Source organism: Mycolicibacterium sphagni (assembly GCF_002250655.1).
Taxonomy (GTDB): domain Bacteria; phylum Actinomycetota; class Actinomycetes; order Mycobacteriales; family Mycobacteriaceae; genus Mycobacterium; species Mycobacterium sphagni.
This window is the reverse complement of the sequence record NZ_NOZR01000014.1, coordinates 92,754-115,689: the sequence shown is the minus strand read 5'-3', so window position 1 is coordinate 115,689 and position 22,936 is coordinate 92,754. Positions and strand designations below refer to the sequence as shown.

Here is a 22,936-nt window from a genome sequence, read left to right as displayed (position 1 = left end):
CGATTATCCAGATTTCCCGGTCGACTTCAGTCCCAAGCGGATGCAACCGCCTCGGACACGTCGATCACCTTTGCCTGTTGCGATGCCGGGCTGTCGATCTCGTCGGCGACGTAGACCGCGACAAACCGGCGGATCTCCGCGTCAACCCCGGCCACGATCCGCAGGATTTCGCCCCGAACCGACTTCGACGTCACGTTCACCGCGATATCCGAGGCCCGGGGCTTGGCGACGTCGATGACCAACAGGAGCGGTTCAGCCGCCCGCGCGGTGGCACGCAGCACGATATCGCCGTCCACCGTGAATCGCTGCTTGTCGACGCGCAGGTCGACCACCAGCTCGATGACCAGCGGGATGCGGACGTTGAACGTGATCGTGTCCCCGACGCTGCGCCGGGCGCTCGGTTGCTGGATCTTGACTTTCGCGGTGACCTTGGCCAGCCCGGCCGGCCCCTGCGCCATCGGGCCCATCTCGAACTCGCCGCCGGCGATCTCGGCGAAGGCGGCGGCAACACGCTCCTCGGTGACCGCCAGCTCGAAGAATCGGCGGCCGAATTCCTCGTACGTGACGAAGCTGTGCGTGTGCATAAGGTTCTACGCTCTCATGTCCGAGGTGCACGGCAGGGCGCGGACCGGTAACGAATAGGCCGTATCGGGATAGCTCAGTGCTTCGCGATGGCGTGCCAGACCAGATCGGCGATGGCTTCGTAATACTGCGGTTCGACCGGGTCTTCGGTGTAGAGAGCGCGCACGTTGATCGGCGCAAGGATCAATTGCATTGCGGCGATGGCATCCACACCGTCTCGGATCTCGCCGCGCTCGGCGGCGCGGTCGAACACCGAGCGGATGCCGGCGAACCGTCGCATCCAGAAGGCCATCCTGGTGTCGTCAGCGAAGGCCGCGCGGTCGTCAACCACCATCGCACGCAGCAGACTTCGTCCGGTGCCACTGTTCACCTGACGCGCCACCGCGGCGGCCAAGAATTGCAGGTCGGTGCGAAGGGAGCCAGTGTCGGCGGGGTTCAGGATCTCGTCGCTCCAGTACAGGAGCGTGTCAAGGGAAAGCCGGCGGCTATCACCCCAATAGCGGCTCACCAGCGACTCGTCGATCTTGTGGCGAGCACACATCGTCGGGATGTCGAAACGCTCGAGTCCCCACCGGCTGAGCTCTTCGTAGGCGGCGGCGAGCACCGTCCGGCGGACCTCTTCGGGAACATCCGGATCCACGTAATCCGATTCGGTTCCGATCGCGCAACCTCCAATCCGCGACAGACTTGCACTAGTCAACCACTCGCGCCCACCCAACACTCCGGGAACGCAGCCTGAGCTGGTACGCGCGTGTCCCGTCTTGCCGGGAATCGACTGAGTCAAACCCCCGAGCCCGTTGTCTTTCCGTTTCCGCTCAGAACACCCCGAGTTCCCGAAGCTTGTCGCCGTAGCTGTTGACGTCTGCGGCAAACAGTCCCGGTTGCTCGAACGCCGCGAAGTGTCCCCCACTGTTCTGGACGGTGTAATGCACCAGGTTGTAACGGGCTTCGGCCCACACCCGTGGTGTCTGCAACAGTTCGAAGGGATACACCGCATACCCCGTCGGCACATCGACGCGCCCATCCCAATCGCTCAGTGCCGACGTGCCTGCCCGGCTCGCTTCGTAATACAGCCGGGCCGCCGACGTCGCCGTGCCGGTGAGCCAATACATCATCAGGTTGTCGATGAGGCGATCGATGCGGATAGGCATGCCGTCGCGGATATCGCACCAGGAATGAAACTTCTCCAGGATCCAGCCGGCCAGTCCCAGCGGCGAGTCGTCGAGTCCGTAACCCAGCGAGTGCGGCCGCGTCGATTGGATCTGCATGTAGGCAGTTCCATCCGCAATCCGCTCGGCCGACGAAACAATTGCTGCGAGTTCACTTTCGGTCACCCCGTTCATCGCCTCGGCAGGATCGCCGTCGAAGGGCGCGAACAGCATGTTCGTGTGGATAGCCGCCACCCTGGGCGAATAGTGCTGTCCGAGATGACGGACCACGAGTGCACCCCAGTCGCCTCCTTGCGCGGCGTAACGGTCATAGCCGAGTTGGGACATCACATCGTCCACGGCCGCGCCGACGGCCGCGACGTCGACACCACGTTGTGACGTCGGACCGGAGAACCCGTAGCCAGGCATTGAGACGACGACCACATGGAACTGCTCACTCAGAAGCGGCAGTACATCGAGGAATTCAACGATCGATCCGGGCCAGCCGTGCACCAGCACCAAGGGAATCGCCCCGGCATTTCCGGAGCGCGCGTGCAATAGGTGGACTCGCTGGCCCGCGGCGGTTGTGACATGTGATCCCCACCGGTTGAGCTCAGCTTCGGTTGCCCGCCAGTCATATCCGTCACGCCAACGCTCCACGACGGTTCGCAGGAAAGCCTGTTCGGTTCCGTAATCCCAGTCCGAACCTGGCAGCTCCGCCGGCCACCGCGCGTTCTCCAGGCGGCGGCGCACATCAGCGAGGGCCGAGTCGGGAACCTGTATCGGAAACTGCGCCAGATTTTGTGTGCCGGTCATCGCGCCTCCAGTGTCTGTCGCCTTCGGAAAGTCCTTATTACACAACTCGTTACAGCTCCAGCAGCACCGTCACCGGCCCATCGTTGACCAACTCGACCTGCATATCGGCCCCGAACACGCCGGTCTCGACCTGGGCACCCATCTCACGCAGGGTATCGGCGAACACCGTGACGAGCGGTTCGGCGACCGCGCCCGGTGCCGCGGCATTCCAGGTCGGTCTGCGCCCCTTCACGGTGTTGGCGTACAGCGTGAACTGACTGACCACCAGGATCGGCGCACCGACATCGGCCGCCGACCGTTCGTAATCGAGAATCCGTAACTGCCACAGCTTTTCACCCAGTCGACGGGCGACGGCGTCGGTATCGGAATGGGTGACGCCGACCAGGGCCAGCAGACCCTGGCTCGGTGGCCGGATCTCGCCGACCACCTCGCCACTCACCGACACCGACGCCGAGGTGACCCGCTGCACCAGCACTCGCATGAGCGCCGATGCTAGCCCCTATTCGCCCGCACCTGCCGGCGCGAAGCCCAGGACGGCCTTGGACTCGAGGAATTCATCGAGGCCCTCTGCGCCCCATTCGCGTCCGTTGCCGCTCTGCTTGTAGCCACCGAACGGCGCGCTGATGTCGAACGCGTGGTTGATGGTCACCGCGCCGGCGCGGATCCGGCGGGCCAGGGCGCGCGCCTGGTCGAGATCGGCGCCCGAGACGTAGCCGTAGAGCCCGTAGTCGGTGTCGTTGCCGATTTCGACGGCCTGGTCCAAGTCGTCGTAGCCGAGGATGCACACCACCGGCCCGAAGATCTCCTCGCGAGCGATCGTCATGTCGTTGTTGACGTCGGCGAAGACCGTCGGGCGTACGTAGTAACCGGTGGACACTCCCTCGGGCCGGCCGGGACCGCCGGCGACCACCGTCGCGCCCTCGTCGATACCCTTCTGGATCAGCCCCTGGACCTTCTCGAACTGTGCACGGGAGGCTACCGGCCCGATCGCCGAATTGTCCGACAGGTCACCAACCTTGACGCCCTCAGCAGTCGCACGGGCGACGGTGACGGCCTCGTCGAGGCGCGAGTTGGGCACCAACATGCGCGAGGGGGCATTACAGCTCTGGCCCGAGTTCAGCATCATCACCGCGATGCCGGATGCCACGCTCTGGGAGAACGCCTCGTCGTCGAGCACGATGTTGGGGCTTTTGCCGCCTAGTTCCTGGGCCACCCGCTTGACGGTCGGCGCGGCGTTGCGGGCCACCTCGATACCGGCCCGGGTCGAACCGGTGAACGACACCATGTCTATGCCGGGATGGCTCGACAGGGCCGCTCCCACACCCGGGCCATCGCCGAACACCATGTTGTACACGCCGGCGGGCACGCCCGCCGCATCGACGACCTCGGTGAAGATCTGCCCGGAGTACGGGGCGACCTCCGAGGGCTTGAGCACCATCGTGCAGCCGGCGGCCAGGGCCGGGAACACCTTGCAGGCGATCTGGTTGATCGGCCAGTTCCACGGTGTGATCAGCCCGCAGACCCCGATCGGCTCCTTGACCACCATGGTGGCGCCCTTCTGCTCCTCGAAGGAGTAGTTCTTCAGGACGTCGATCGCGGTGGACAGGTGGGCCAGGCCCATCATGACCTGCGATCCGGCCGCCAGCGACGGCGGCGCACCCATTTCCTCGTGGACCGCGTCGGCCAGGTCGCCGGCGCGCTTCTGATACTCGGCCAGCAACGCCTGCAGAACATCCAGGCGCTCTTCGCGGGTGGTCTGCGACCAGGCGTTGAAGGCTTTGCGGGCGGCCTTGACCGCCTTGTCCACGTCCGCGTCGGATCCAAGGGCGATCGTGCCGCCGACCTGCTCGAGTGTCGGGTTGTCGACGTCGAGGGTCGTCAGCTTGACCGGGTCCACCCACTGGCCATCGATGTAGAACTTCAGGTATTCGCGCATGGTTGTCATCCTCCTAAAATCCAGGCTCGCCCGTGGGCGTTATTGGGTGCCTTCGGCGTACCAGGTCCGGAATCGGTCGTACTTCGGCATCTCCTCGGAGTTGGCCTTCGGATCGATGCACACGTGCACCACACCGACCTTGCCACTGGCGTAGGCGCGGGCGATCGCGGGGCCGATCTCTTCTTCCTTCTCGACGTACTCGCCGTGACAACCGAAGCCCTCGGCCACCTTGTCCATCCGGACGTCCTTGCTCCAGTGCACGCCGGGCTGCGGCGACGGCTGTTCGAAAGTGCGCTTGTATACGCCCACTTCCAAGCCCCACTGGTGATCGACGCCCACCACGCAGACCAGCGGCAGGTTCTGCCGGGCTGCCGTCTCGAGTTCGGCGATGTGGAACAGAAAGGCCGAGTCACTGGTCAGCAGCATCACCGGACGTTTGCCGCCCTCGGCGACCGAGGCACCGACCGCGTACGGCAAGCCCGTACCCAGGTGGCCGAAGTTCTGGTTCCAGATCACGTCGCGGGGCTTGGACTGCGAGTAGGTCCACTGGAAGATCACGGTCGCGCCGCCGTCGCGGACCATGATGCCGTCCTCGAGTTCGTTGAACGCCTTGGTGGCTTCGACGACATAGCGGGCGGGGTGGATCGGCGACCGTCCCGACGGTGCCGATTCCGCCATGTCCGCAAGCTCTTTCGCATCCTTCTCGATCAGGATCTCCAGCGACGGTGCGGCCGTGCGCGGAGAGTCCCTGAGCGCGTCGACCAGCTGCGGGACAACGCCGCGCAGGTCGCCGACGAGAGCGACGTCCATCGGGCGGTTGACGCCGATGGCGGTGGGGTCCTGCTCCACGTACACCCATTTGCGGTTGGCGTTGTTGCCGGCCCAATGCTGGGTCCGGCCGTAGTGCATGGGCTCACCGAGTTCAGTGCCCAGCGCGACGCACAGGTCGGACTCCTCGACCGCCTCGTTGGCTGCCGGGGAGAACAGGTAGGGGAACGTGCGGTCCTGCAGGCCAGGGATGTACGACGTGCCGCCCGAAGTCTGAATCACCGGGCAGGCCATCAGCTCGGCCAGTTCCTTGACTTCCTGCTGAGTGCGGGAGGTGTGCACACCGTGCCCGACAAGCAGCACCGGACTCTTGGCCTCCCGGATGAGCTTCACGGCCTCGGCTACCTCGCGGGCACCAGCGCCCTGGTTGACCAGCCGGTAGCTGGACGGTGCCGGCGCAGCCGCGACATCGAGTTCCTCGAGTATGACGTGCGAGGGGAACTCGACGTAGGTCGGGCCCGGGGTGCCCGACATCGCCCTGCGGATGGCCTCGTGGATGATCTCGTCGGTCTGGTCGGCGTACTCAATGGAGCTGCTGTACTTGACCGACGCGGCGAAAAGTGGCTCCTGCTGGACGAATTGGATACGCCCACGGCGCACGCGACGCTCGGTGACCCGGGCCCGTTGTCCACCGAGGAAGATCACCGGTGAGTTCTCGACGAGCGCGCATTGGATGGCGCCGGCGATATTCGCCATACCGGGGCCGAGCGTGCCGATGCAGAGACCGGGCTTGCCGGTCATCCGCGATGCCGCCTCGGCCATGAAGCCCGCGCTCAGCTCGTGGTGCGGGGCCACCACCGACCAGCCGCGCGCGTCGGCTTCGGTGAACATGTGCACGAAGTTGGGATCCGGAATCCCGAACAGCGTGTTGACGCCCTCGGCCTCGAAGAGGTCGAGAATGCGCTTATAGACCGGTACACCCATGCGAAACTCCTTGATTTCTCTATAGATAGCGTTGAGCGAGTTCTTTGCGATATGTCGTGGGAGAGCCGAACAGCGAGCGATTCAGCGCCGCGCGTTTGAGATAGACATGGATACCGCTCTCCCACGTGTAGCCGATGCCGCCATGCAGTTGCATCGCCTTACCGGCAACGTCAACGGCGGCGCTGCAGGCGTACGACTTCGCCATCGCCGCCTTGACACCGGCGTCAGGCTGATCCTCGGCGACGGCGCGGACCGCGGCGTTGACCAGTTGCCGGGAGACCGAAATGGCGACGTACATATCGGCACACGCATGCTTGACGGCCTGGAACGAGCCGATCGGCCGGTCGAACTGCCGGCGCACCTTCGCATACGCGACCGTCGCGGCGAGCATCGCCTCGGACAACCCGAGACTGTCGCAGGCCACCGCGGTCGCCGCACGGTCACGCACACGGCGGATCTGTGCTTGCGGGTACCCGTCGAAGTGATGCACGCATGCGACGGACCCGCCCTTCGCGGTCACGATGGCCAGCCGGCGCGTCTCGTCCAGGACGGGTTGCGGGGTCACAGTCACGTCGGTCTCGACGACCCCGTCGTCGGTGACTATCAGGATCCGGTCGGCGCCTTCGGCGTCCGGCACGAACTCGAACGGCTCGAAGGCGACGGCCACCCTGGTCGACCCCGCCGCGATCTCCGTCAGCAGCGTGTCACGGGTGTCGCTGGGCGCCAACGCATTCACGACGCCAGCGGCCAGCACCGCGCTACCGAGAAAGCTGTTGGCGCTCGCCGCGCGGCCCATCTCCTCGCAGATGACGGCCACCTCGGAGAACGTCGCACCGGCACCGCCGAGATGCTCGGGCACTTCGAGCCCCGTCCATCCCGCGTCGGCCAGCACCGACCACTCCACGGCGCGGTCCTTGGCCAGCAGGTCGCCGGCCACCGATCGCAGCTCGGCGTGAAACTCCTCGAATTGGCCTGTCATCACACAGCGCTCGGCTCTCGCGGCAGCCCGAGACCCCGTTCGGCGATGATGGTGCGTTGGATCTCGCTGGCTCCGCCCGGAATCGTCCATTCCCAGGAGCCGATGAAGTCCAACATCCACGATCCCGACTCCCAGCCGCTCGAGGCGGGTTTGGTGAGCTGGGTTTGGGCGGCCATCCCGGCGACCTCGGCGCCGAAATCGGTCATCCGTTGCAGCAGTTCGCTGTAGTACAGCTTCACCACGGACGCGTCCGCCGGCCCGACAGCGCCGGCGTCGTGCTGCTGCACCAAGTCACGGCACAATCCGCGAAGGCCGGCGATCTCGATCTCGAACCGCGCCAGCCGGTCGGCGACAAGCCCATCCTCGATCGGCTGGCAGGCCTGCACCAGCCAGCGGAAACCGGCATTGCCGAGCCGCTCTGCGAGCTCGAGCATGGTCATGCCGCGCTCGGCGCCCAGCGTGGCCTGCGCGACTTGCCAGCCCTGGTTCTCGACGCCGATCAGATTGGCTGCCGGGATCTCCACACCGTCGAGGAAGATCTCACAGAAGTGCGAGTCGCCGATGGCGTTGCGGATCGGGCGTACCTCGACGCCGGGGGTGGTCATATCCAGCAGGAAGTACGAGATTCCGCGCCGCTTTGGGGCGTCGGGGTCGGTACGCGCCAGCAGCAGACACCAGTCGGCGTGTAAACCACCACTGGCCCAGAGCTTTTGACCGTCGACGAGGTAGTTGTCGCCGACACGGCGCGCGGTGGTACGCAGGCTGGCCAGGTCGGATCCCGCTTCGGGCTCGGAGAATCCTTGCACCCAGATCTCGCCGTCGAGGATCGCGGGTAGGTGGCGGCGGCGCTGCTCGTCGGTGCCGGCGACCAGCAGAGTCGACGCGGCGTGATGGATGCCGACGAACGCCAGCACCAGCCGAGGAGCATCGTGGGCGGCCAGTTCGGAATACAGCACGATCTGCTCATCGACAGGCATGCCGCCACCCCACTGCGCCGGCCAGTGCGGCACGGCGAATCCGGCGCCGTGCAGTTCGGCGAACCAAGCCTTCTGGAAGGCCGCGAATTCGGCCTCGCTGGCACCGGTTTGGCTGGCGCGCCAGTCCGTCGGCACGTGCCTCTCGCACCACGCGCGGACTTCGCCCCGAAAGTTGTCCAGGCTCACGCGAACAGCCCCGTCAGTCCTCGGCTGCCCACGCTGCGGACGAGATGATCCCGGGTCGCCGACAGCCCGAACGGCAGCCTGCGCAGTGGCTGGCTGTAGCGCGAGAGCCAGGACAACGTGGTCTCGTCGCAGAACCCGACAGCGCCGTGCAGTTGATGGCACACCCGGAACACGACCTCGGCGGCTTCCAGCGCTGCAAGCCGCAGCGCCAGCGCGTCGTCCACTGCCTCCCGGCGTCCGGTGGCGACGCTCCACACCGCGTACTTGGCGAGGATGTCGACCCCGCTCCGTCCGACCTCGGCGTCGGTCAGTTGAAACTGCACGCCCTGGAATGCCGACAACGGCTGACCGAATTGCTTACGCAGAGTCACGTGCGACACGGTCAACTCGATAGCGCGGTCGAGCATGCCCAGCAGGGTCCAGCACGGCAGCATCAGCCCCAGAGCGAGGTCCGCGTTGCCCGAGGCATCGACTTCGGACAGCTGCAACTCGGTGACGAAGGCAGGTCCGGCCGCGCCCAGCCCGGTGACCATACTGCGTCGTCCATCCAGTGTTACCGCAGCCCAACGGTTTTCGAGCCCGACCAAGGGGGCGCAGGGACGATTCGACGACACCACCACCAGGCCGTCGGCGTCGAGGCCATCGGGAGCCGACAGCCGCTCGGCGATCGGATACGGCACCGCCCAGTAGCCGGCGCTGCGGCACAGAGCCGCCGCAGCCTCGAGCCCGTCGGCGTCGGTGCGGTGATCGAGATCCCACGCGCCGAGCTCGGCCAGCACGGGAGCCACCAGACCTTCACGAGCCTCCGGCTTCGCTTCAGCTTGCTGGATGAGCTCGTCACCGCCGGCGGCCTCGAAGGCCCGCAGCGCCTGTCTGCCGTACTCCCTGGCGTCGGATCCGAGGTCAAGGATCATGTCTGTCATTTCGCTGCCGCCAACATTGCCCGGGACAACAGGATGCGTTGCATCTCGATGCTCCCCGACGACACCGTCGAGGCCTGCGAATACCTCCAGTGGTCCTCGACCTCGCCGAGGAACCAGGCGGCCCTCGGGTCGTCGTGGGAGACCTCGGCGGCGATATCGCTGAGCACCTCAGCGCTGTCCTGATCCAGTTTGGTCACGGCGATCCGGTACGCGGCCGCGTCGCCGGGTTTGATCTGCCCACTGCTCTGAAGCTCGACGACCCGATAGGCCATCAGCCGAGCACGCCGGCATTGGGTGAGCATCCGGATCCAACGGCCGCGCAACTCGCCGGGCAATGTCTCCCAACGATCGCCGAGAACTTTCGGACTCGCCGCCAGCAATCGTTCGCACCGCGCGTAACGTGCGATGCCGACCCGCTCGAACGACATCACGTCCTGCACGATCGACCAGCCGTCGTCGACAGTCCCGAGGACGTTCGCCTCGGTCACCCGCAGGTTGTCGAAGAAGACCTCGTTGAGGTGGTGCGGCCCGAGCATGGTGCGAAGCGGCCGAACCTCGATCGCGGGATCATCCATCGACACCAGGAAAATGGTCAGTCCCTGCTGTTTTTTCTCCCGCTTGCTGGTTCGCGCCAGCAGGAAGCACCACTGCGCCATCGTCGCGTAGGAGGTCCAGATCTTCTGCCCGTTCACCAGCCACCCGTCCGCATCGGGACGTGCGGTGGTCCGCAACGACGCAAGGTCGGAGCCGGCTTCCGGCTCGGAGAAGCCTTGGCACCAGATGACGTCACCATCGGCGATGGGTGGCAAGTGTTGTCGCTTCTGCTCGTCGGTGCCGTGGCGCATGATGATGGGACCCACCCAGTTCACGCCCATGTACTGCGCGCCGCGGGGCTCGTGGTGTGCCCACATCTCCTCGCGTACAACGGTCTGTTCCCACACCGATGCATCGCGGCCACCGAACTCGGCGGGCCATGCCATACAGAGCAGGTTCTGCTCGGCGAGCGTGTGACAGAACTGTTGGGCCACTTCGAGGTCGGCCGGATCGTCGGTGAACGCACCGAGGTAGCCCTCGGGCACGTGATCACCAACCAGCGCACGTAGTTGTCCGCGCAGCGCACTGGCCTGCGGCCCGAACTCGAACTGCAGGCTCATGCGCTCTCCACCCCGGCCAGGCCCAATTCGGCCAGCACGTCAGCGGTGTCGGCACCGAGTTCGGGGGCCGGTCCCCCGATGCGCCCCGGGGTTCGGGAAAACCAGGTCGGCACGCCCGGCATCCGGACCGGGCCGTGCGGGGTGGGCACCGTCTCGAAGAATCCGACGGCATTGAGCTGTTCATTGTCGAACAGCGCTTGCGGGGAGTTCAGCGGCGCCGCCGGGATCTCCAACTCCACGAACAATGTCAGCCACTCCTCGGTGGTCCGTTCGGCCATGGTCTGGGCGACCAGCGAATACACGGTGTCGATTTCCGCGGCTCGCGCACTGAGCGTGGCGTAGCGTTCGGTGTTCCACGCCGGCCGCACCGCGTTGATGAAACCGGCCCAATGCTTGTCGTTGTAGATCAGCGCCGAGATGTAGCCGTCTTTTGTCTTGTACGGCTTGCGGTTAGGTGCGACCGTCCGGTGGTACAGGGCGGGCCCGAGCGGTGGGTCGAACATCGCGCCGTTGGCATGCTCGACGAGCATGAACGAGGCCATCGTCTCGAACATCGCGACTTCGACTTCCTGGCCTTCACCGGTGCGTTCGCGGTGGAACAGCGCCATCGTCGTCGCGTAGACGGCGGTCAGGCCGGCGACCTTGTCGGCCACGATCGTGGCGACGTAATTGGCCTCACCGGTTAATTCGGCCTGCACGGCGGGCAATCCGCACTCGGCCTGGATGGTGTCGTCGTAGGCGGGGCGGTCCCGTTCGGGTCCACGGCGGCCATACCCGTAGCAGTTGGTGTAGACGATCGCCGGGTTGATGGCGACGACGTCGTCGTAGCCGAACCCGAGCCGGGTGATGGCCTTCGCGCGCATCGAGTGGATGAACACGTCGGCACCCGCAATCAGCGCGCGCAGCGCCGCCTTGCCTTCTTCAGACCGAAGATCCAGCACCACACTGCGTTTACCACGATTGACATTGACGAACACCCCGCTCAGTCCCGGTGCCGGACCGACCGAGACGTAGCGGGTGTCGTCGCCGGCGGGCGGCTCGACCTTGATGACGTCGGCACCCATATCGGCCATGATCTGCGTGCAATAGGGGCCCATCACCATCGCGGTGAGGTCGATCACCCGGATTCCCGCCAGCGGGCCGGTGCTAGTCATCTGTGCCCCTTGCCATCCCGAAGCTGTGGCCGATGTGAGCGCTGTGCCCGTCGGGCACCACCGGGAACACCAGCGGGTCGTTGATATCGCGAATCTCTTCGATGCGGGCAGCCACCTGGTCAATGCTCCACTCCGGCTGGTACACCCCGATGGACTCCGCGACCACGACCCTGGCCACCCGGCCCGCGATAGCGGTCAGGATCTCGCCGGTGACCGAACACGATTCGTGCGCCAGCCAGCCGACCACCGGAGCGACGAGGTCGGGCCCCATCGGCGGGTAGGCGGAAGTGTCCAGCCCCTCAGCCATTCTGGTCACCGCGGCCGGGACGATGACGTTGCACCGCACGCCGTGGTCGGCGCCTTCGAGCGCCACGACATCGGACAACCCGATCACCCCGGCTTTGGCGGCCGCATAGTTGGCCACCGCGTGGTTGCCATACAGGCCGCCGATCGATGACGTGAGTACGACGCGGCCGTAGCCGGCCCGGCACATCACCGGAAAGGCCGACCGCACAACGTGGAACGCGCCCCGCAGATGGACGTCGAGCACGGCGTCGAAATCCTCGCCCGCCATCTCGCACAGCGGCGCACTCCGTACGATTCCGGCATTGTGGATCAGGACATCGATCCGACCGTATCGCTGCACCGCCGCTCCGACGATGGCCTGCCCGCCGACCGCGGTGGCCACCGACTCCGTCGAAGCGATCGCCTCCCCGCCTGCGGCGACGATCTCGTCGACGACCTGCTGAGCCGGCCCGCTGTCGTCACCCTCGCCGGTCAACGCGCCACCGGAGTCGTTCACCACAACCTTGGCCCCGAGCCGGGCGAGCAACAGTGCGTACTCGCGCCCCAGCCCCCGGCCGGCGCCGGTGACAACGGCGACCCGATCGTCGAATCGTGCTGTCGCCATCTAGGTTCCGAGCTCCAAGCCGTCGAGATCGCCTTTGGCCCGCCATTCGGCGATGAGGTCCTCGAAGGCGTAGAAGCCGGGCGAATAGAAGTCGCCCAGGAACGAGCCGTTGCCTTCCGCGCCGCCGCGGCCCTCGTTGTTGTAGTAGCCGGGTGTGCACGACAGTTCGAATGCCGAATTGTCGATCGCCAGTTCGCGGATGGTCGCCACCCAGGCGTCCTGGCCCTCCTGGCTGGGCTCGACGACCTTCGCGCCGCGCTTCTGCGCCTCGGCGATGATGTAGGCGATGTGCTTGGCCTGCTGCTCGAACATCGCGGTGGTATTCGCCGAGACGCCACCCTGGATGAACCCCGTGAAGAACTGGTTGGGGAAGCCACGGCTGGTTATCCCGTGCAGCGTCTGGTAGTTGTCCTTCCAGTATTCGAAGAGCGACAGCCCGTTGCGGCCCTCGATGGTGTCGATCGCATAGCGCCTGCTGATCTCGGTGGAGATCTCGAAGCCGCTGGCGAATATCACGCAATCGACCTCGTACTCAACGCCGTTGGCGACGATGCCCTTCGCGGTCAGCCGTTCCACGCCCTTAGATTCGGCCACGTCGATCAGGGTCACGTTGGGCCGGTTGAACGCGGTCAGGTACTCCTCGCTCGAACATGGCCGCTTGCACATGAAACGGTAGTACGGCTTGAGCGCCTCGGCGGTGTCCGGGTCGGTGACAAGGCCTTCGATGCGGCGTCGCAGCCGCTCCATGATCTTGTAGTCCTCCTCTTCCCGGAACGCCATGATCTGCTCGATGCTCACCGACGCGGGATCCTCGCTACCCGCGATCCGCGCAGTCAGGTTGCGGCCGAGCTCGGTCCAGAAGTCACAGACCAGGTCCGGCTCGCCGAACACCACACCGACGAACGGCGACCAGTTGTGGAAGTTGCGCTTGCGCTCCTCCTGCCAACCCGGCTTCAGGGAGCCGGCCCACGCCGGATCGGTCGGCGTATTGGCCCGCTCGTCCACCGAGGATGGGGTTCGCTGGAAAACGAAGAGCTGCTTGGCGTCCCGGCCTAGATGTGGCACCAGCTGCACGCCGGTGGCACCAGTGCCGACCAGTGCGACCCGCTTGTCGGCCAGCTTGTCCAGACCGCCGTTCGCGTCGCCGCCGGTGTAGTCGTAATCCCAGCGGGCGGAGTGGAACACATGCCCGCCGGCATCGCGAAAGTCCTTGATGCCCGGAATGTTCGGCAGCTTGGGCCGGTTGTAGGACCCCTGGGCCATCACCACGAAGCGTGCCCGGATGTCGTCGCCGCGATCGGTGCTGATCCGCCAGCGCTGGAGCGCGTCGTCCCAGCGCAGTTCGCGGACCTGGGTGGAGAACAACGCGCCGTCGTAGAGCCCGAAGTACTTCCCGATGTTTCGGCAGTGCTGGAAGATCTCGGCACCGTCCGCGAACTTCTTCGACGGCATGAAATCGAGCTCTTCGAGCAGCGGGATGTAGCAGTACGCGTCGTTGTCGCACTGAATCCCCGGAAACCGGTTCCAGTACCAGACCCCACCGAAGTCGCCGGCCATCTCGATGACCCGCACACCCTCGACGCCTGCCTTCTTCAGATAGGCCCCGGCCAGCAGACCGGCGAAGCCGCCACCGAGGACTACGACGTCGGCGTCTTCGACGATCGGATCACGCGCGGTCACGGTGGTGTAGGGATCGATCTCGTAGAAGTCCGCGAAGTCGCCCTCTAGTTCCAAATACTGCGCGGATCCCTCCGGGCGCAGACGCTTCTCCCGCTCCACGCGGTACTTCTCCCGCAGCGCGTCGATGTCGATATCGGCCGGTGTCTGAGTCGGTCCGCACTCGGCGGTCATTGATCGTTCTCCTTCGTGAGCGCGCGGGGTTCCCCGGTGCCCATGTACTTCGACAGCTGGTAGTGCAGATTGACGGTGCTGCGCTCGCGATACGGATTGGGCTGGGTGCCGGGGAAACCGAGCGACTTCATCCCCTGCTGGACAGCAGCCATGTTGGAGAAGTCCTGCGGCAGCACGCTGCGCCAGCGCGGATCGCCCACCGGGGTGTACTCCCAATCTGCCTGTGGTTCAGCACCTTTGGGGTATAGCTCGAACACCGAAACCTCGAAGATGCACTTGTCCGGGTCGTATCCCGGATCGGGGCGTGCGCCGTAGCACAGCGCGCTGGTCAGGCCTTGCCCGATCTGGAAGTTCGGGAACAGCTGCCAGGCGGTTCCGCTCTGCCCGAGGATCTCGGCGGGGATCGTCGGCCACACCACCCCGCGGGCTTCGTCGTCGCGGCGTGCGGAGGACAGCCAATGGTCGAGCACCTTGTCCGCGGGTGTGCCCTCGGGCAATTCGTCGACCAGCCGCAGGGCGGCGTTCACCAACGTCTGCGTGGTGGTCGCGTTGGTCTCCTCCATTGTGTACACCTGCATTTCGGCGGTGGAGATCCGCGGATCGCCGGTGCCGAGCCGGATCTTGGACTTGGTCTCGGCGAGATCTTCGGGCGCGTCGTAGCCGATGTTGCTGTGCCGGCCCTGCGCCTTGGCCCAGCCCTTGAACTCACCGAACTTGTTGAACTCCGGATGGGTGGTGAAGACGTGGTAGGTCTCGTTGAAGGCCTCCAAGGCGACCTTCCAGTTGCAGTCGAAATGGACCCATTTGCGCCATTTGACGCGCATGTTCTCCAACCCGAACGGATCCAGGATCTTGGCTGCCGGAAAGAGGAAGTCGGCCAGTGGTTCGCAGTCGGGATCCATGTTGATCCAGAGCCAGCCACCCCAGGTGTCGACGTTGACCGACCGCAGACGCGTGCTGGCCGGGGTCAGCGCCCCCTTCCAGTCGGCCTCTTCGCGGATGTGCGAGCAGGCACCGTCGAGGCCGTAGCTCCAGCCGTGGAATCCGCAGACGAACGACTTACGAGCCCGGCCCACAGCCTGTTTCGCGCCGGGCGGGGTGTCGACGAGCCGGCGGCCTCGGTGCATGCAGACGTTGTGGTGCGCAGCAAAACTGTCTGAGGATGAGTTCGATCCTGTCCGCACGACGATGATCGAGTCGTCCAAGATGTCGTAGGTCAGGTAGCTGCCGACCTCTGGCAGTTCCTCGACCCGGCCGACCTGCTGCCACACCTTGCGCCACAGCTTGTCGCGTTCGGCGCGGGCGTACTCCGGCGAGATGTAGGCATCTACGCCGATGGTCATCGGTTCTGACAGTTCTTCCGTGCCGTTGAGTTCGCCCATCATCAAATCCTTTCAGGGCCTGCTGATTTCGTTGCGGAAGTCGTCGTCGGAGAGAAACAGCGACGTGTTGTCGGCGCCGAGGTGAGTCCATCGCAGATTCAAACCGCCGTCGACGAGCAAGGTTTGACCGGTGACGTAGTTCGAGAGGTCCGAAAGCAGGAACAGGATCGCGCCGGCCTGTTCTTCGGGACGCCCCCGCCGTCCCATCGCGATAGCGGCACGGTCGCGTTCGGGGTCGTTGTCGACATATGTCCGCGACGCTGCCGTCTCGGTGACGCCTGGCGCGACAGCGTTGACACGGATGCCGTCGAGCGCCAGTTCCACGGCCATGGTGCGGGTGGCCGCCACGATCGCCGCTTTGGCGGTGCCATAGGCGATGTGGAAGGGCGCGGTATTCATCCCGCTGATCGACGACACCGACACGATCGAGCCCGGCCCACCGCCCGACCGGATCTCGGCGGCCACCGCCTGGCTCATGAAGAACATGGTCTCGAGGTTGGCGGTGAACAGCTCGCGCCAGTCGGCGCGGCTGACCCGGGTAGCCGGCATCCAGGTCGAGGGCGCGGCGCCGCCGGCGATGTTGACCAGTCCGTAGAGACGGCCCTCGGTGCGGCGCACCGCGTCGAGAACGGTCGCGATCCCGGCGTCGGTGGACGCGTCGGCAGCCACCGGCACGATCGACAGTCCGTCGTCGACCAGCGGCCCCATATGTTGGTCGAGGTTGTCCTGCGAGCGGCTGACGGCGACGACGGTCGCACCGGCGCGTGCGGCCATCTCTGTCACGGTCGTTCCAATGCCGCCGCCTCCGGCGCCCGACACCACCACGATGCGGCCGTCGAGCCTCAGGAGATCCGCCATAACTCACTTTCGTTCACAGTTTTGTCCGGAGCTTCGCCTATTTGTACGGACAAAACATGGGACTCTGCTGACTGGAGAACATGATTCCGCAGCAGTTATAGCACCGTCAAGGGGGTCGCCGAAGATAGGCGGGAACTATTGTCTGGACTAACTTCGCTTGATACCGTCACGCCGATGACTCCGCAGGATGCGCGCTTCACCCTCGCCCAGCCGCCGGTCGTGGCCGAGGGCTGGACCGTCGAGCGCCGCACCGCGCCCAGCCGGCTCTTCGGCGCCAACGGCCTGCGCACCGGTCCCGACGGCCGCGTCTACATCGCCCAGGTGACCGGCAGCCAGATCAGCGCACTGAACATCGGCACCGGCGAAGTCGATACCGTCAGCGCCAAGGGCGGTGACATCATCGCCCCCGACGATGTCGCATTCGATGACGCCGGAAACCTCTACGCCACCGAGGTGATGGACGGCCGGGTGAGCGTCCGCGCCGGCGACGGCACCACGCGCGTCTTGCGCGACGACCTGCCATGCGCCAACGGGATCACCGTGCACCACGGCCGGTTGTTCATCGGCGAGTGCCGTGAGGGCGGCCGGCTGATGGAACTGGATCCGGCCACCGGCGGGCAACGCATCCTGCTGGAGAACGTGCCCTCTCCCAACGCCATGGAGGTCGGGCCCGACGGGCTGCTGTATTTCCCGGTGATGGGCGCCAACGAAATCTGGCGCATCGACCCCGATGGCGGCACCCCCGAAGTGGTGGCGACTGGTCTCGGTGTGCCCGACGCCGTCAAGTTTGACTCCCAGGGGCAGCTGGTCTCTACCCAGGTGCACAGCGGACAGGTTCTGCGGATCGATCCGCGCACTGGTGAGCAGACGGTGCTGGCCAATCTGAACCCCGGCCTGGACAACCTGGCCTTCGTCGGGAAGAGGCTGTTCGTCTCGAACTTCACCGGCGAGATCTCCGAGGTTCTCGACGGCCTGCGGACGCGTGCGGTGCTGCCTGGCGGCCTGAACTGGCCACTGGATCTCACGGTCGGATCCGACGGCGAGCTGTACGTCGCCGACGGCACGTACTTCTATCACGTGCGCGCCGACGGCACCCTCCATGCCCTCGGCATGCTGTTCAGTCCGGGCTACCCCGGCTTTGTGCGCGGGGTGACCGCGACCGGACCGGGCGAGTTCGTGGTGACGACATCGGGTGGACAGGTGGCACGATTTCGTCCGTCGGACGGCGAAAGTGATTTCCTGGCAGACGGATTGGATCAGCTCTACGGCGTCGCAATCGGCCCGCGCGGGATCGTGGCCGTCGAACAGGGCACCGGCCGGCTGTTGTCGGTGGATGCCGGCCGCACCGAGGTGCTGGCCTCCGGGCTCGACACCCCCGTCGGGGTGGCGATCGGGCCGGACGGCAACCCGCTGGTTTCCGAGCGTGGCCGTGTGGTCAAGGTCGACGGCAGCACCGCGGAGCCGGTGGTGGACGGATTGGGCTGCCCGCAAGGCATTCTGGTCGACGGCGACCTGCTGTACATCGTCGACACGGACGCCAAGTCGCTGATCGCGGTGAATCTGTCCAGCGGATCACGCCAGACCATCGCGTCCGGTCTTCCGGTCGGCGCTCCGCCCGGGGTCACCCCGAAGCCGTTGCGCGGCATGCCGCCGTTCTCCGGACCTCAGGGGCCGTTCGCCGGCATCGCCGCCGGGCTGGACGGCACCCTGTATGTCTCCGCGGATTCCGACGGCAGCGTGTTGGCCATCCGCCGGCAGGCCTGAGATGCCGCAGACCGAGTCCCGCGACCACCGCTACATCCAGGTGGCCCGCACGCTGCGCAAGGAGATCGTCGACGGGGTATATCCGGTCGGGTCCCAGCTACCGACTGAACATGAACTGTGCGAACGCTTTTCGGTGAGCCGCTACACCGTTCGCGAGGCGCTTCGCCGGCTGCGGGAGGACAACCTGGTGTCGTCGCGGCCACGGGCAGGCACCATGGTGGTGCCGCGGCCGTCGTCACACGCGTACGTACAAGATGTCGTGTCGATCAACGACCTGCTGGCGTTCGCGACCGGCGCCCGCTTCGCCATCGAATCGATCACCATGGCCACCATCGACGACGATCTCGCTCAGCGCACCGGTCTGCAAGTCGGCGAACAGTGGCTGGCGGTGCGCGGGTTCCGCCGCGCCGAGGGCTCAGACGCTCCGGTCTGCCGTACCGAGTACTACATCAACCGTGCCTTCGCCGCGGTCGGCCGGATGCTGCAGAACCACACCGGCCCGATCTTCCCCCTGATCGAGGACCTCTTCGGGCTCAGCGTCGTCGAAGTACGGCAGGAGATCTCCGCTGTCCAAGTCGGCGCGGAACTGGCCGCCGGGCTCAAGGTCGAGCCGGGCGCACCCGCGCTGGAGATGCAGCGCACCTACACGACCTCGGACGGCGAGATCGCACAGGTGACCGTGAACACCCATCCCGGTACCCGGTTCCGCCACTCGATGACGATGCGAAGGGTGAAGGGGTAGCCGGAGTGCGCACCGCACAGCGGGATTCCGAGTTGGCCGCGCGGGCCTACGCCAGTGGCTTGTGGGTACGCGAAACGCTGGTCGATGCGCTGCAGACCGCCGCGCACGACACCCCGCGGCGAGAGGTCGTCGTCGACGGCCCGGTCCGGTTGGACTGCGAAACCCTGCACAACCGGGCCAACGAATTGGCCGCCGCGATGCTGCGCCGGATGCCCGCCGGCAGCGTGGTGTCGTTCATGCTCCCCAACTGGCACGAGGCGGCGCTGATCTACCACGCGGCGACCGCGGCGGCCATGGTGGTCAACCCGATCTTGCCGTCGCTACGCGACCACGAACTGGCCTTCATCCTGGCCGACGCCGACGTGCGAATGATCTTCATACCTGCGGACTTCGGCGGGTATGACTACGCGGTGATGCTGCACCGAGTCACCGCGTCGATGCCTGACCCGCCGATTGTGGTCGTCGTCCGCGGCGAACCGCAGCCGGGGCAGATCCGGTTCGAGTCGCTGGCCGACGCCGACGCGCCGCTGACGCCGCCGAAGCTGGACCCTGACGCGGTCCGGATGATTCTGTACACCTCTGGCACCACAGGTCGCCCCAAAGGTGTTCTGCACAGTCAGAATTCCATCCACGCGTTGATCCGCCAGCTCGGCGAGCACTGGCGGGTTGTGCCGGGTTCTACGTACCTCGTGCCCTCCCCCATCGCCCATATCGGCGGCTCGATCTACGCCTTCGAATTCCCGATCCTGCTCAGCACCACCGCGGTACTGATGGACCGATGGGATCCCGACGCCGCGGTCGCACTGATGCTCCGCGAGCACTGCACCCACATGTCCGGCGCCACACCGTTCCTGCAGCACCTCCTGGCCGCCGCCCAACGCGCCGATACCCGGCTACCTGACCTCAGGGTGTTCATCTGCGGCGGCGCCTCGGTCCCCCCTGCGCTGATCCACAGCGCCGCAAGGTATTTCGAAAACGCGGTCGTCACCCGCGTGTACGGCTCCACCGAGGTGCCCGTTATGACGGTCGGCGCAGACAACGACCTCGAACACGCCGCGGATACCGATGGCAAGCCGGGAATCGCCGAGGTCGTGATCGCCGACGGGGAGATCCTGGCGCGCGGACCGCAGATGCTACTGGGCTACCTGCATCCCGAGGATGAGGCGGATGCCTTCGACAGCGAGGGTTACTTCCGCACCGGCGACCTCGGTCACTGGGTCGACGGCGACTATCTCGTAGTCACCGGCCGAGCCAAGGACATCGTGATCCGCAACGGCGAGAACATCTCACCCAAGGAGGTCGAGGACGTCCTGCTGGACCATCCCGACATCCGCGAGATCGCGATCGTGGGGCTGCCCGACCCCCGCACCGGGGAGCGGGCCTGCGCGGTGGTGGTCACCGACGCCGAATCGGGTCTCGGCGTCGCCGACCTGCGCGACTTCCTGCAGGCCACGGGCGTCGCGAAATTCAAGTGGCCCGAACAGGTCGTCGTGTGGGACACCTTGCCCAAGAACGACGCCGGCAAGGTACTCAAACATCGGATCCGAGCGAGATTGGTCGAGGCGGATGGGTGACATACAGGTAGCGGTGGTGACCGGGGCGAGCAGCGGCATCGGATTCGCGTGCGCCACACAGCTCGCCGAGATGGGGATGGCCGTCGTCGGCACGGGGCGCGATCCCGAACGGCTGGCCGGACTGGCCGAGGCCATCGGCGATACCGACCGCGTTGGCACGCTGGCGGTCGATCTGACCGAGGACGACGCTCCGCAGCGGATCGTCGATCTGGCGGTCTCGCGGTGGGGCCACATCGACTTCCTGATCAACAACGCCGGTGTCGGCAGCCCCAAGCCGCTGCACGAAACCGACGACGAGACACTGGATTACTTTCTGGGGGTCATGCTGCGCGCCCCGTTCCGGCTGGCCCGGGACGTGATTCCGCACATGCGGCCGGGTTCGGCGATCATCAACGTCACGTCGACGTTCGCGGTGGTCGGTGGTCTGCGTGGCGGCGCCTACTCCGCTGCGAAGGGCGGCCTGACCGCACTGACCACCCACATCGCCTGCCAGTACGGGGCGCAGGGAATCCGCAGTAACGCGGTCGCCCCCGGCGTGACAGTGACGCCCATGGTCGAACATCGGCTCGAAGACCCGGGCTTTCGGAAGATGCAGACCGAGATGACGCCGCACACCCGGTTGGGTCGGGTCGAGGACATCGCCGGCACGGTCGCGTTCCTGTGTTCTCCCGCGGGCAGTTTCATCAACGGGCAGACCATCGTGGTAGACGGCGGCTGGAGCTCCACCAAATACCTGTCGGACTTCGCACTGTCCTCGGAGTGGGTCGCCCGGTGAACCTGTTCGCCACCCTCGATCAGGCCGCCGCCCGATTCGGCGACCGCGGTGCAGTCTTCCGGGGCGAAGAGCAGCTGCACACCTGGAACCAGCTACGCGACCGCGCACTGCGTCTGGCCGCCTCCCTTCGCCGCACCTACGCACCTGGTCAGCGGATCGCGATCGCCAGCGAGAACCGGGCCGAGATCGTCGAACTGTTCTATGCGGTGTGGGCAGCCGAATGTGTGGTCGTCCCGGTGAATTTCAAACTGCATCCCCGCGAGATGGTGCAGATTATCGAAGACTCGAGCGCCGCAACGGTATTCGCGTCACCGAAGATCGCAGCAGAACTGACACCGCAGTCGCCGGTCGTCGTCGAGCTGATCGGCGGGCCGGACTACGAGCAGCTCTTCACCGCATCACCGCTGGCACCGCCCTCGACGGATCCGTCGACGCTGGCCTGGTTGTTCTACACGAGCGGTACCACCGGTCGCTCCAAGGGAGCGATGTTGTCGCACCGCAATCTCACCGCGATGACCGTGGCGCACCTGGCTGATATCGACTCCCCCGACGAGAACTGCAGCCTGCTGCACGCCGCCCCGATGTCACACGGCTCGGGGCTCTACATCGCCCCCTACGTGTTGCGCGGCGCCCGCCAGGTCGTCCCCGCGTCGGGCGCATTCGACCCTGATGAATTTCTGGACCTGTGCGCCAGCCATTCTGGATCGTCAGCCTTCCTGGCGCCCACCATGATTCAGCGCCTCGTCGGCACCGGTCGACATGCGCCGGCCGCCCTGCGGACCATCGTCTACGGCGGGGGGCCGATGTACGTCGACGGCCTCAAGAAGGCGATGGCGGCATTCGGGCCGATCTTCGCCCAGATCTACGGCCAGGGCGAATCACCGATGACGATCACCGGTTTGCGCCGCGCGGACCACGAGTCCGACGACGACGCGATCCTCGGCTCGGTCGGCACTGCACGTTCCGGGGTCGAGGTGGCTGTGCTGGGCGAGGACGGTACGCCCGTCGAGTCGGGCCAGATCGGCGAGATCGTCTGCCGCGGCGACGTGGTCATGTCCGGCTACTGGAACAACCCCGATGCGACCCGCGACACGTTGAAACATGGCTGGCTCTACACCGGCGACATGGGGTCTTTCGATCAGCAGGGATTTCTGACATTGCGGGATCGCTCCAAGGACGTTGTCATCAGCGGCGGCAGCAATATCTACCCGCGAGAGGTCGAGGAGGCGCTGCTGGAGCATCCGGGCGTGGCAGAGGCCTGCGTGGTGGGTGCGCCGGATCCCGAGTGGGGCGAAGTGGTCGTGGCCTTCATCGTGGGCTCGGCCGACGACGCTGAACTCGATGCCCACCTACTGGACCGGATCGCGCGGTTCAAGCGCCCCAAGCGTTATGTTCTCGTCGACGACCTGCCCAAGAACAGCTATGGGAAGGTGCTCAAACGCGAATTGCGCGCCCGGCTCGGGTAACGACATT

20 protein-coding genes are annotated in these 22,936 nt (G+C 66.0%); 5 read left to right on the top strand and 15 right to left on the bottom strand.

The features are described from left to right. Positions 1–26 precede the first annotated feature (26 nt). From CG716_RS17260 to CG716_RS17190, 15 genes are all read right to left on the bottom strand, one after another. Positions 27–584, bottom strand: a complete 558-nt coding sequence (locus tag CG716_RS17260; protein WP_094481748.1) for a hypothetical protein — start codon at positions 582–584, stop codon at positions 27–29. Between the two features lie 74 nt (positions 585–658). After that, entirely contained in the window at positions 659–1,282 is a 624-nt protein-coding gene (locus tag CG716_RS17255; protein WP_234817882.1) for a TetR-like C-terminal domain-containing protein, read from the bottom strand. Positions 1,283–1,397: 115 nt separating this feature from the next. Continuing rightward, positions 1,398–2,546: an epoxide hydrolase family protein gene (locus CG716_RS17250; RefSeq protein ID WP_094481746.1), complete on the bottom strand. Its 1,149-nt coding sequence runs from the start codon at positions 2,544–2,546 to the stop codon at positions 1,398–1,400. A gap of 49 nt (positions 2,547–2,595) precedes the next feature. Then, on the bottom strand, positions 2,596–3,027 hold the full coding sequence (gene dtd, locus CG716_RS17245; protein WP_094481744.1) for a D-aminoacyl-tRNA deacylase: 432 nt from the start codon (positions 3,025–3,027) through the stop codon (positions 2,596–2,598). 18 nt (positions 3,028–3,045) lie between these two features. Beyond that, on the bottom strand, positions 3,046–4,482 hold the full coding sequence (locus CG716_RS17240; protein ID WP_094481742.1) for an aldehyde dehydrogenase family protein: 1,437 nt from the start codon (positions 4,480–4,482) through the stop codon (positions 3,046–3,048). 39 nt (positions 4,483–4,521) lie between these two features. Next, positions 4,522–6,234, bottom strand: coding sequence for a thiamine pyrophosphate-binding protein (locus CG716_RS17235; RefSeq protein ID WP_094481740.1), 1,713 nt, complete (start codon positions 6,232–6,234; stop codon positions 4,522–4,524). A gap of 19 nt (positions 6,235–6,253) precedes the next feature. Then, a complete protein-coding gene (locus CG716_RS17230) occupies positions 6,254–7,213 on the bottom strand; it encodes an acyl-CoA dehydrogenase family protein (RefSeq protein ID WP_094481738.1) in 960 nt (319 codons plus the stop codon). After that, complete coding sequence (locus CG716_RS17225; protein WP_094481736.1) at positions 7,213–8,376, bottom strand: acyl-CoA dehydrogenase family protein; 1,164 nt, start codon at positions 8,374–8,376, stop codon at positions 7,213–7,215. The genes CG716_RS17230 and CG716_RS17225 overlap by 1 nt, the downstream gene beginning before the upstream one ends. Beyond that, entirely contained in the window at positions 8,373–9,290 is a 918-nt protein-coding gene (locus tag CG716_RS17220) for an acyl-CoA dehydrogenase family protein (RefSeq protein ID WP_094481818.1), read from the bottom strand. Before CG716_RS17220 ends, CG716_RS17225 begins: the two co-directional genes overlap by 4 nt. 5 nt (positions 9,291–9,295) lie before the next feature. Next, positions 9,296–10,453: an acyl-CoA dehydrogenase family protein gene (locus CG716_RS17215; RefSeq protein ID WP_094481734.1), complete on the bottom strand. Its 1,158-nt coding sequence runs from the start codon at positions 10,451–10,453 to the stop codon at positions 9,296–9,298. Beyond that, positions 10,450–11,607, bottom strand: coding sequence for a CaiB/BaiF CoA transferase family protein (locus tag CG716_RS17210; protein WP_094481732.1), 1,158 nt, complete (start codon positions 11,605–11,607; stop codon positions 10,450–10,452). The genes CG716_RS17215 and CG716_RS17210 overlap by 4 nt, the downstream gene beginning before the upstream one ends. After that, on the bottom strand, positions 11,600–12,517 hold the full coding sequence (locus tag CG716_RS17205; protein ID WP_094481730.1) for an SDR family NAD(P)-dependent oxidoreductase: 918 nt from the start codon (positions 12,515–12,517) through the stop codon (positions 11,600–11,602). The genes CG716_RS17210 and CG716_RS17205 overlap by 8 nt, the downstream gene beginning before the upstream one ends. Next, a complete protein-coding gene (locus CG716_RS17200; RefSeq protein WP_094481728.1) occupies positions 12,518–14,368 on the bottom strand; it encodes a flavin-containing monooxygenase in 1,851 nt (616 codons plus the stop codon). Next, on the bottom strand, positions 14,365–15,750 hold the full coding sequence (locus CG716_RS17195; RefSeq protein WP_094481726.1) for an aromatic ring-hydroxylating oxygenase subunit alpha: 1,386 nt from the start codon (positions 15,748–15,750) through the stop codon (positions 14,365–14,367). The genes CG716_RS17200 and CG716_RS17195 overlap by 4 nt, the downstream gene beginning before the upstream one ends. 12 nt (positions 15,751–15,762) lie before the next feature. Continuing rightward, a complete protein-coding gene (locus CG716_RS17190; RefSeq protein WP_094481724.1) occupies positions 15,763–16,608 on the bottom strand; it encodes an SDR family NAD(P)-dependent oxidoreductase in 846 nt (281 codons plus the stop codon). Positions 16,609–16,782: 174 nt separating this feature from the next. Between CG716_RS17190 and CG716_RS17185 the strand changes: the two genes are divergently transcribed. The 5 genes from CG716_RS17185 to CG716_RS17165 are packed head-to-tail and all read left to right on the top strand — an operon-like array spanning position 16,783 to position 22,929. After that, on the top strand, positions 16,783–18,372 hold the full coding sequence (locus CG716_RS17185; RefSeq protein WP_094481722.1) for a Vgb family protein: 1,590 nt from the start codon (positions 16,783–16,785) through the stop codon (positions 18,370–18,372). A gap of 1 nt (position 18,373) precedes the next feature. Next, entirely contained in the window at positions 18,374–19,114 is a 741-nt protein-coding gene (locus CG716_RS17180; RefSeq protein WP_094481720.1) for a GntR family transcriptional regulator, read from the top strand. A gap of 5 nt (positions 19,115–19,119) precedes the next feature. Next, positions 19,120–20,688: an AMP-binding protein gene (locus tag CG716_RS17175; protein WP_094481718.1), complete on the top strand. Its 1,569-nt coding sequence runs from the start codon at positions 19,120–19,122 to the stop codon at positions 20,686–20,688. After that, the gene (locus CG716_RS17170) at positions 20,681–21,463 is read left to right on the top strand and encodes an SDR family NAD(P)-dependent oxidoreductase (RefSeq protein ID WP_165774188.1); all 783 of its coding nucleotides are present in this window, start codon (positions 20,681–20,683) and stop codon (positions 21,461–21,463) included. Before CG716_RS17175 ends, CG716_RS17170 begins: the two co-directional genes overlap by 8 nt. Beyond that, entirely contained in the window at positions 21,448–22,929 is a 1,482-nt protein-coding gene (locus CG716_RS17165; protein ID WP_094481716.1) for an AMP-binding protein, read from the top strand. Before CG716_RS17170 ends, CG716_RS17165 begins: the two co-directional genes overlap by 16 nt. Positions 22,930–22,936: the final 7 nt, after the last annotated feature.

What these genes read in the sequence shown, in the direction of transcription:
- CG716_RS17230 (WP_094481738.1), bottom strand. Translation starts at nt 7,213, where the DNA reads ATGACAGGCCAATTCGAGGAGTTTCACGCCGAGCTGCGATCGGTGGCC.
- CG716_RS17210 (WP_094481732.1), bottom strand. Translation starts at nt 11,607, where the DNA reads ATGACTAGCACCGGCCCGCTGGCGGGAATCCGGGTGATCGACCTCACC.
- CG716_RS17200 (WP_094481728.1), bottom strand. Translation starts at nt 14,368, where the DNA reads ATGACCGCCGAGTGCGGACCGACTCAGACACCGGCCGATATCGACATC.
- CG716_RS17180 (WP_094481720.1), top strand. Translation starts at nt 18,374, where the DNA reads ATGCCGCAGACCGAGTCCCGCGACCACCGCTACATCCAGGTGGCCCGC.
- CG716_RS17250 (WP_094481746.1), bottom strand. Translation starts at nt 2,546, where the DNA reads ATGACCGGCACACAAAATCTGGCGCAGTTTCCGATACAGGTTCCCGAC.
- CG716_RS17185 (WP_094481722.1), top strand. Translation starts at nt 16,783, where the DNA reads ATGACTCCGCAGGATGCGCGCTTCACCCTCGCCCAGCCGCCGGTCGTG.
- dtd (WP_094481744.1), bottom strand. Translation starts at nt 3,027, where the DNA reads ATGCGAGTGCTGGTGCAGCGGGTCACCTCGGCGTCGGTGTCGGTGAGT.
- CG716_RS17220 (WP_094481818.1), bottom strand. Translation starts at nt 9,290, where the DNA reads ATGATCCTTGACCTCGGATCCGACGCCAGGGAGTACGGCAGACAGGCG.
- CG716_RS17235 (WP_094481740.1), bottom strand. Translation starts at nt 6,234, where the DNA reads ATGGGTGTACCGGTCTATAAGCGCATTCTCGACCTCTTCGAGGCCGAG.
- CG716_RS17190 (WP_094481724.1), bottom strand. Translation starts at nt 16,608, where the DNA reads ATGGCGGATCTCCTGAGGCTCGACGGCCGCATCGTGGTGGTGTCGGGC.
- CG716_RS17205 (WP_094481730.1), bottom strand. Translation starts at nt 12,517, where the DNA reads ATGGCGACAGCACGATTCGACGATCGGGTCGCCGTTGTCACCGGCGCC.
- CG716_RS17170 (WP_165774188.1), top strand. Translation starts at nt 20,681, where the DNA reads ATGGGTGACATACAGGTAGCGGTGGTGACCGGGGCGAGCAGCGGCATC.
- CG716_RS17195 (WP_094481726.1), bottom strand. Translation starts at nt 15,750, where the DNA reads ATGGGCGAACTCAACGGCACGGAAGAACTGTCAGAACCGATGACCATC.
- CG716_RS17260 (WP_094481748.1), bottom strand. Translation starts at nt 584, where the DNA reads ATGCACACGCACAGCTTCGTCACGTACGAGGAATTCGGCCGCCGATTC.
- CG716_RS17215 (WP_094481734.1), bottom strand. Translation starts at nt 10,453, where the DNA reads ATGAGCCTGCAGTTCGAGTTCGGGCCGCAGGCCAGTGCGCTGCGCGGA.
- CG716_RS17240 (WP_094481742.1), bottom strand. Translation starts at nt 4,482, where the DNA reads ATGCGCGAATACCTGAAGTTCTACATCGATGGCCAGTGGGTGGACCCG.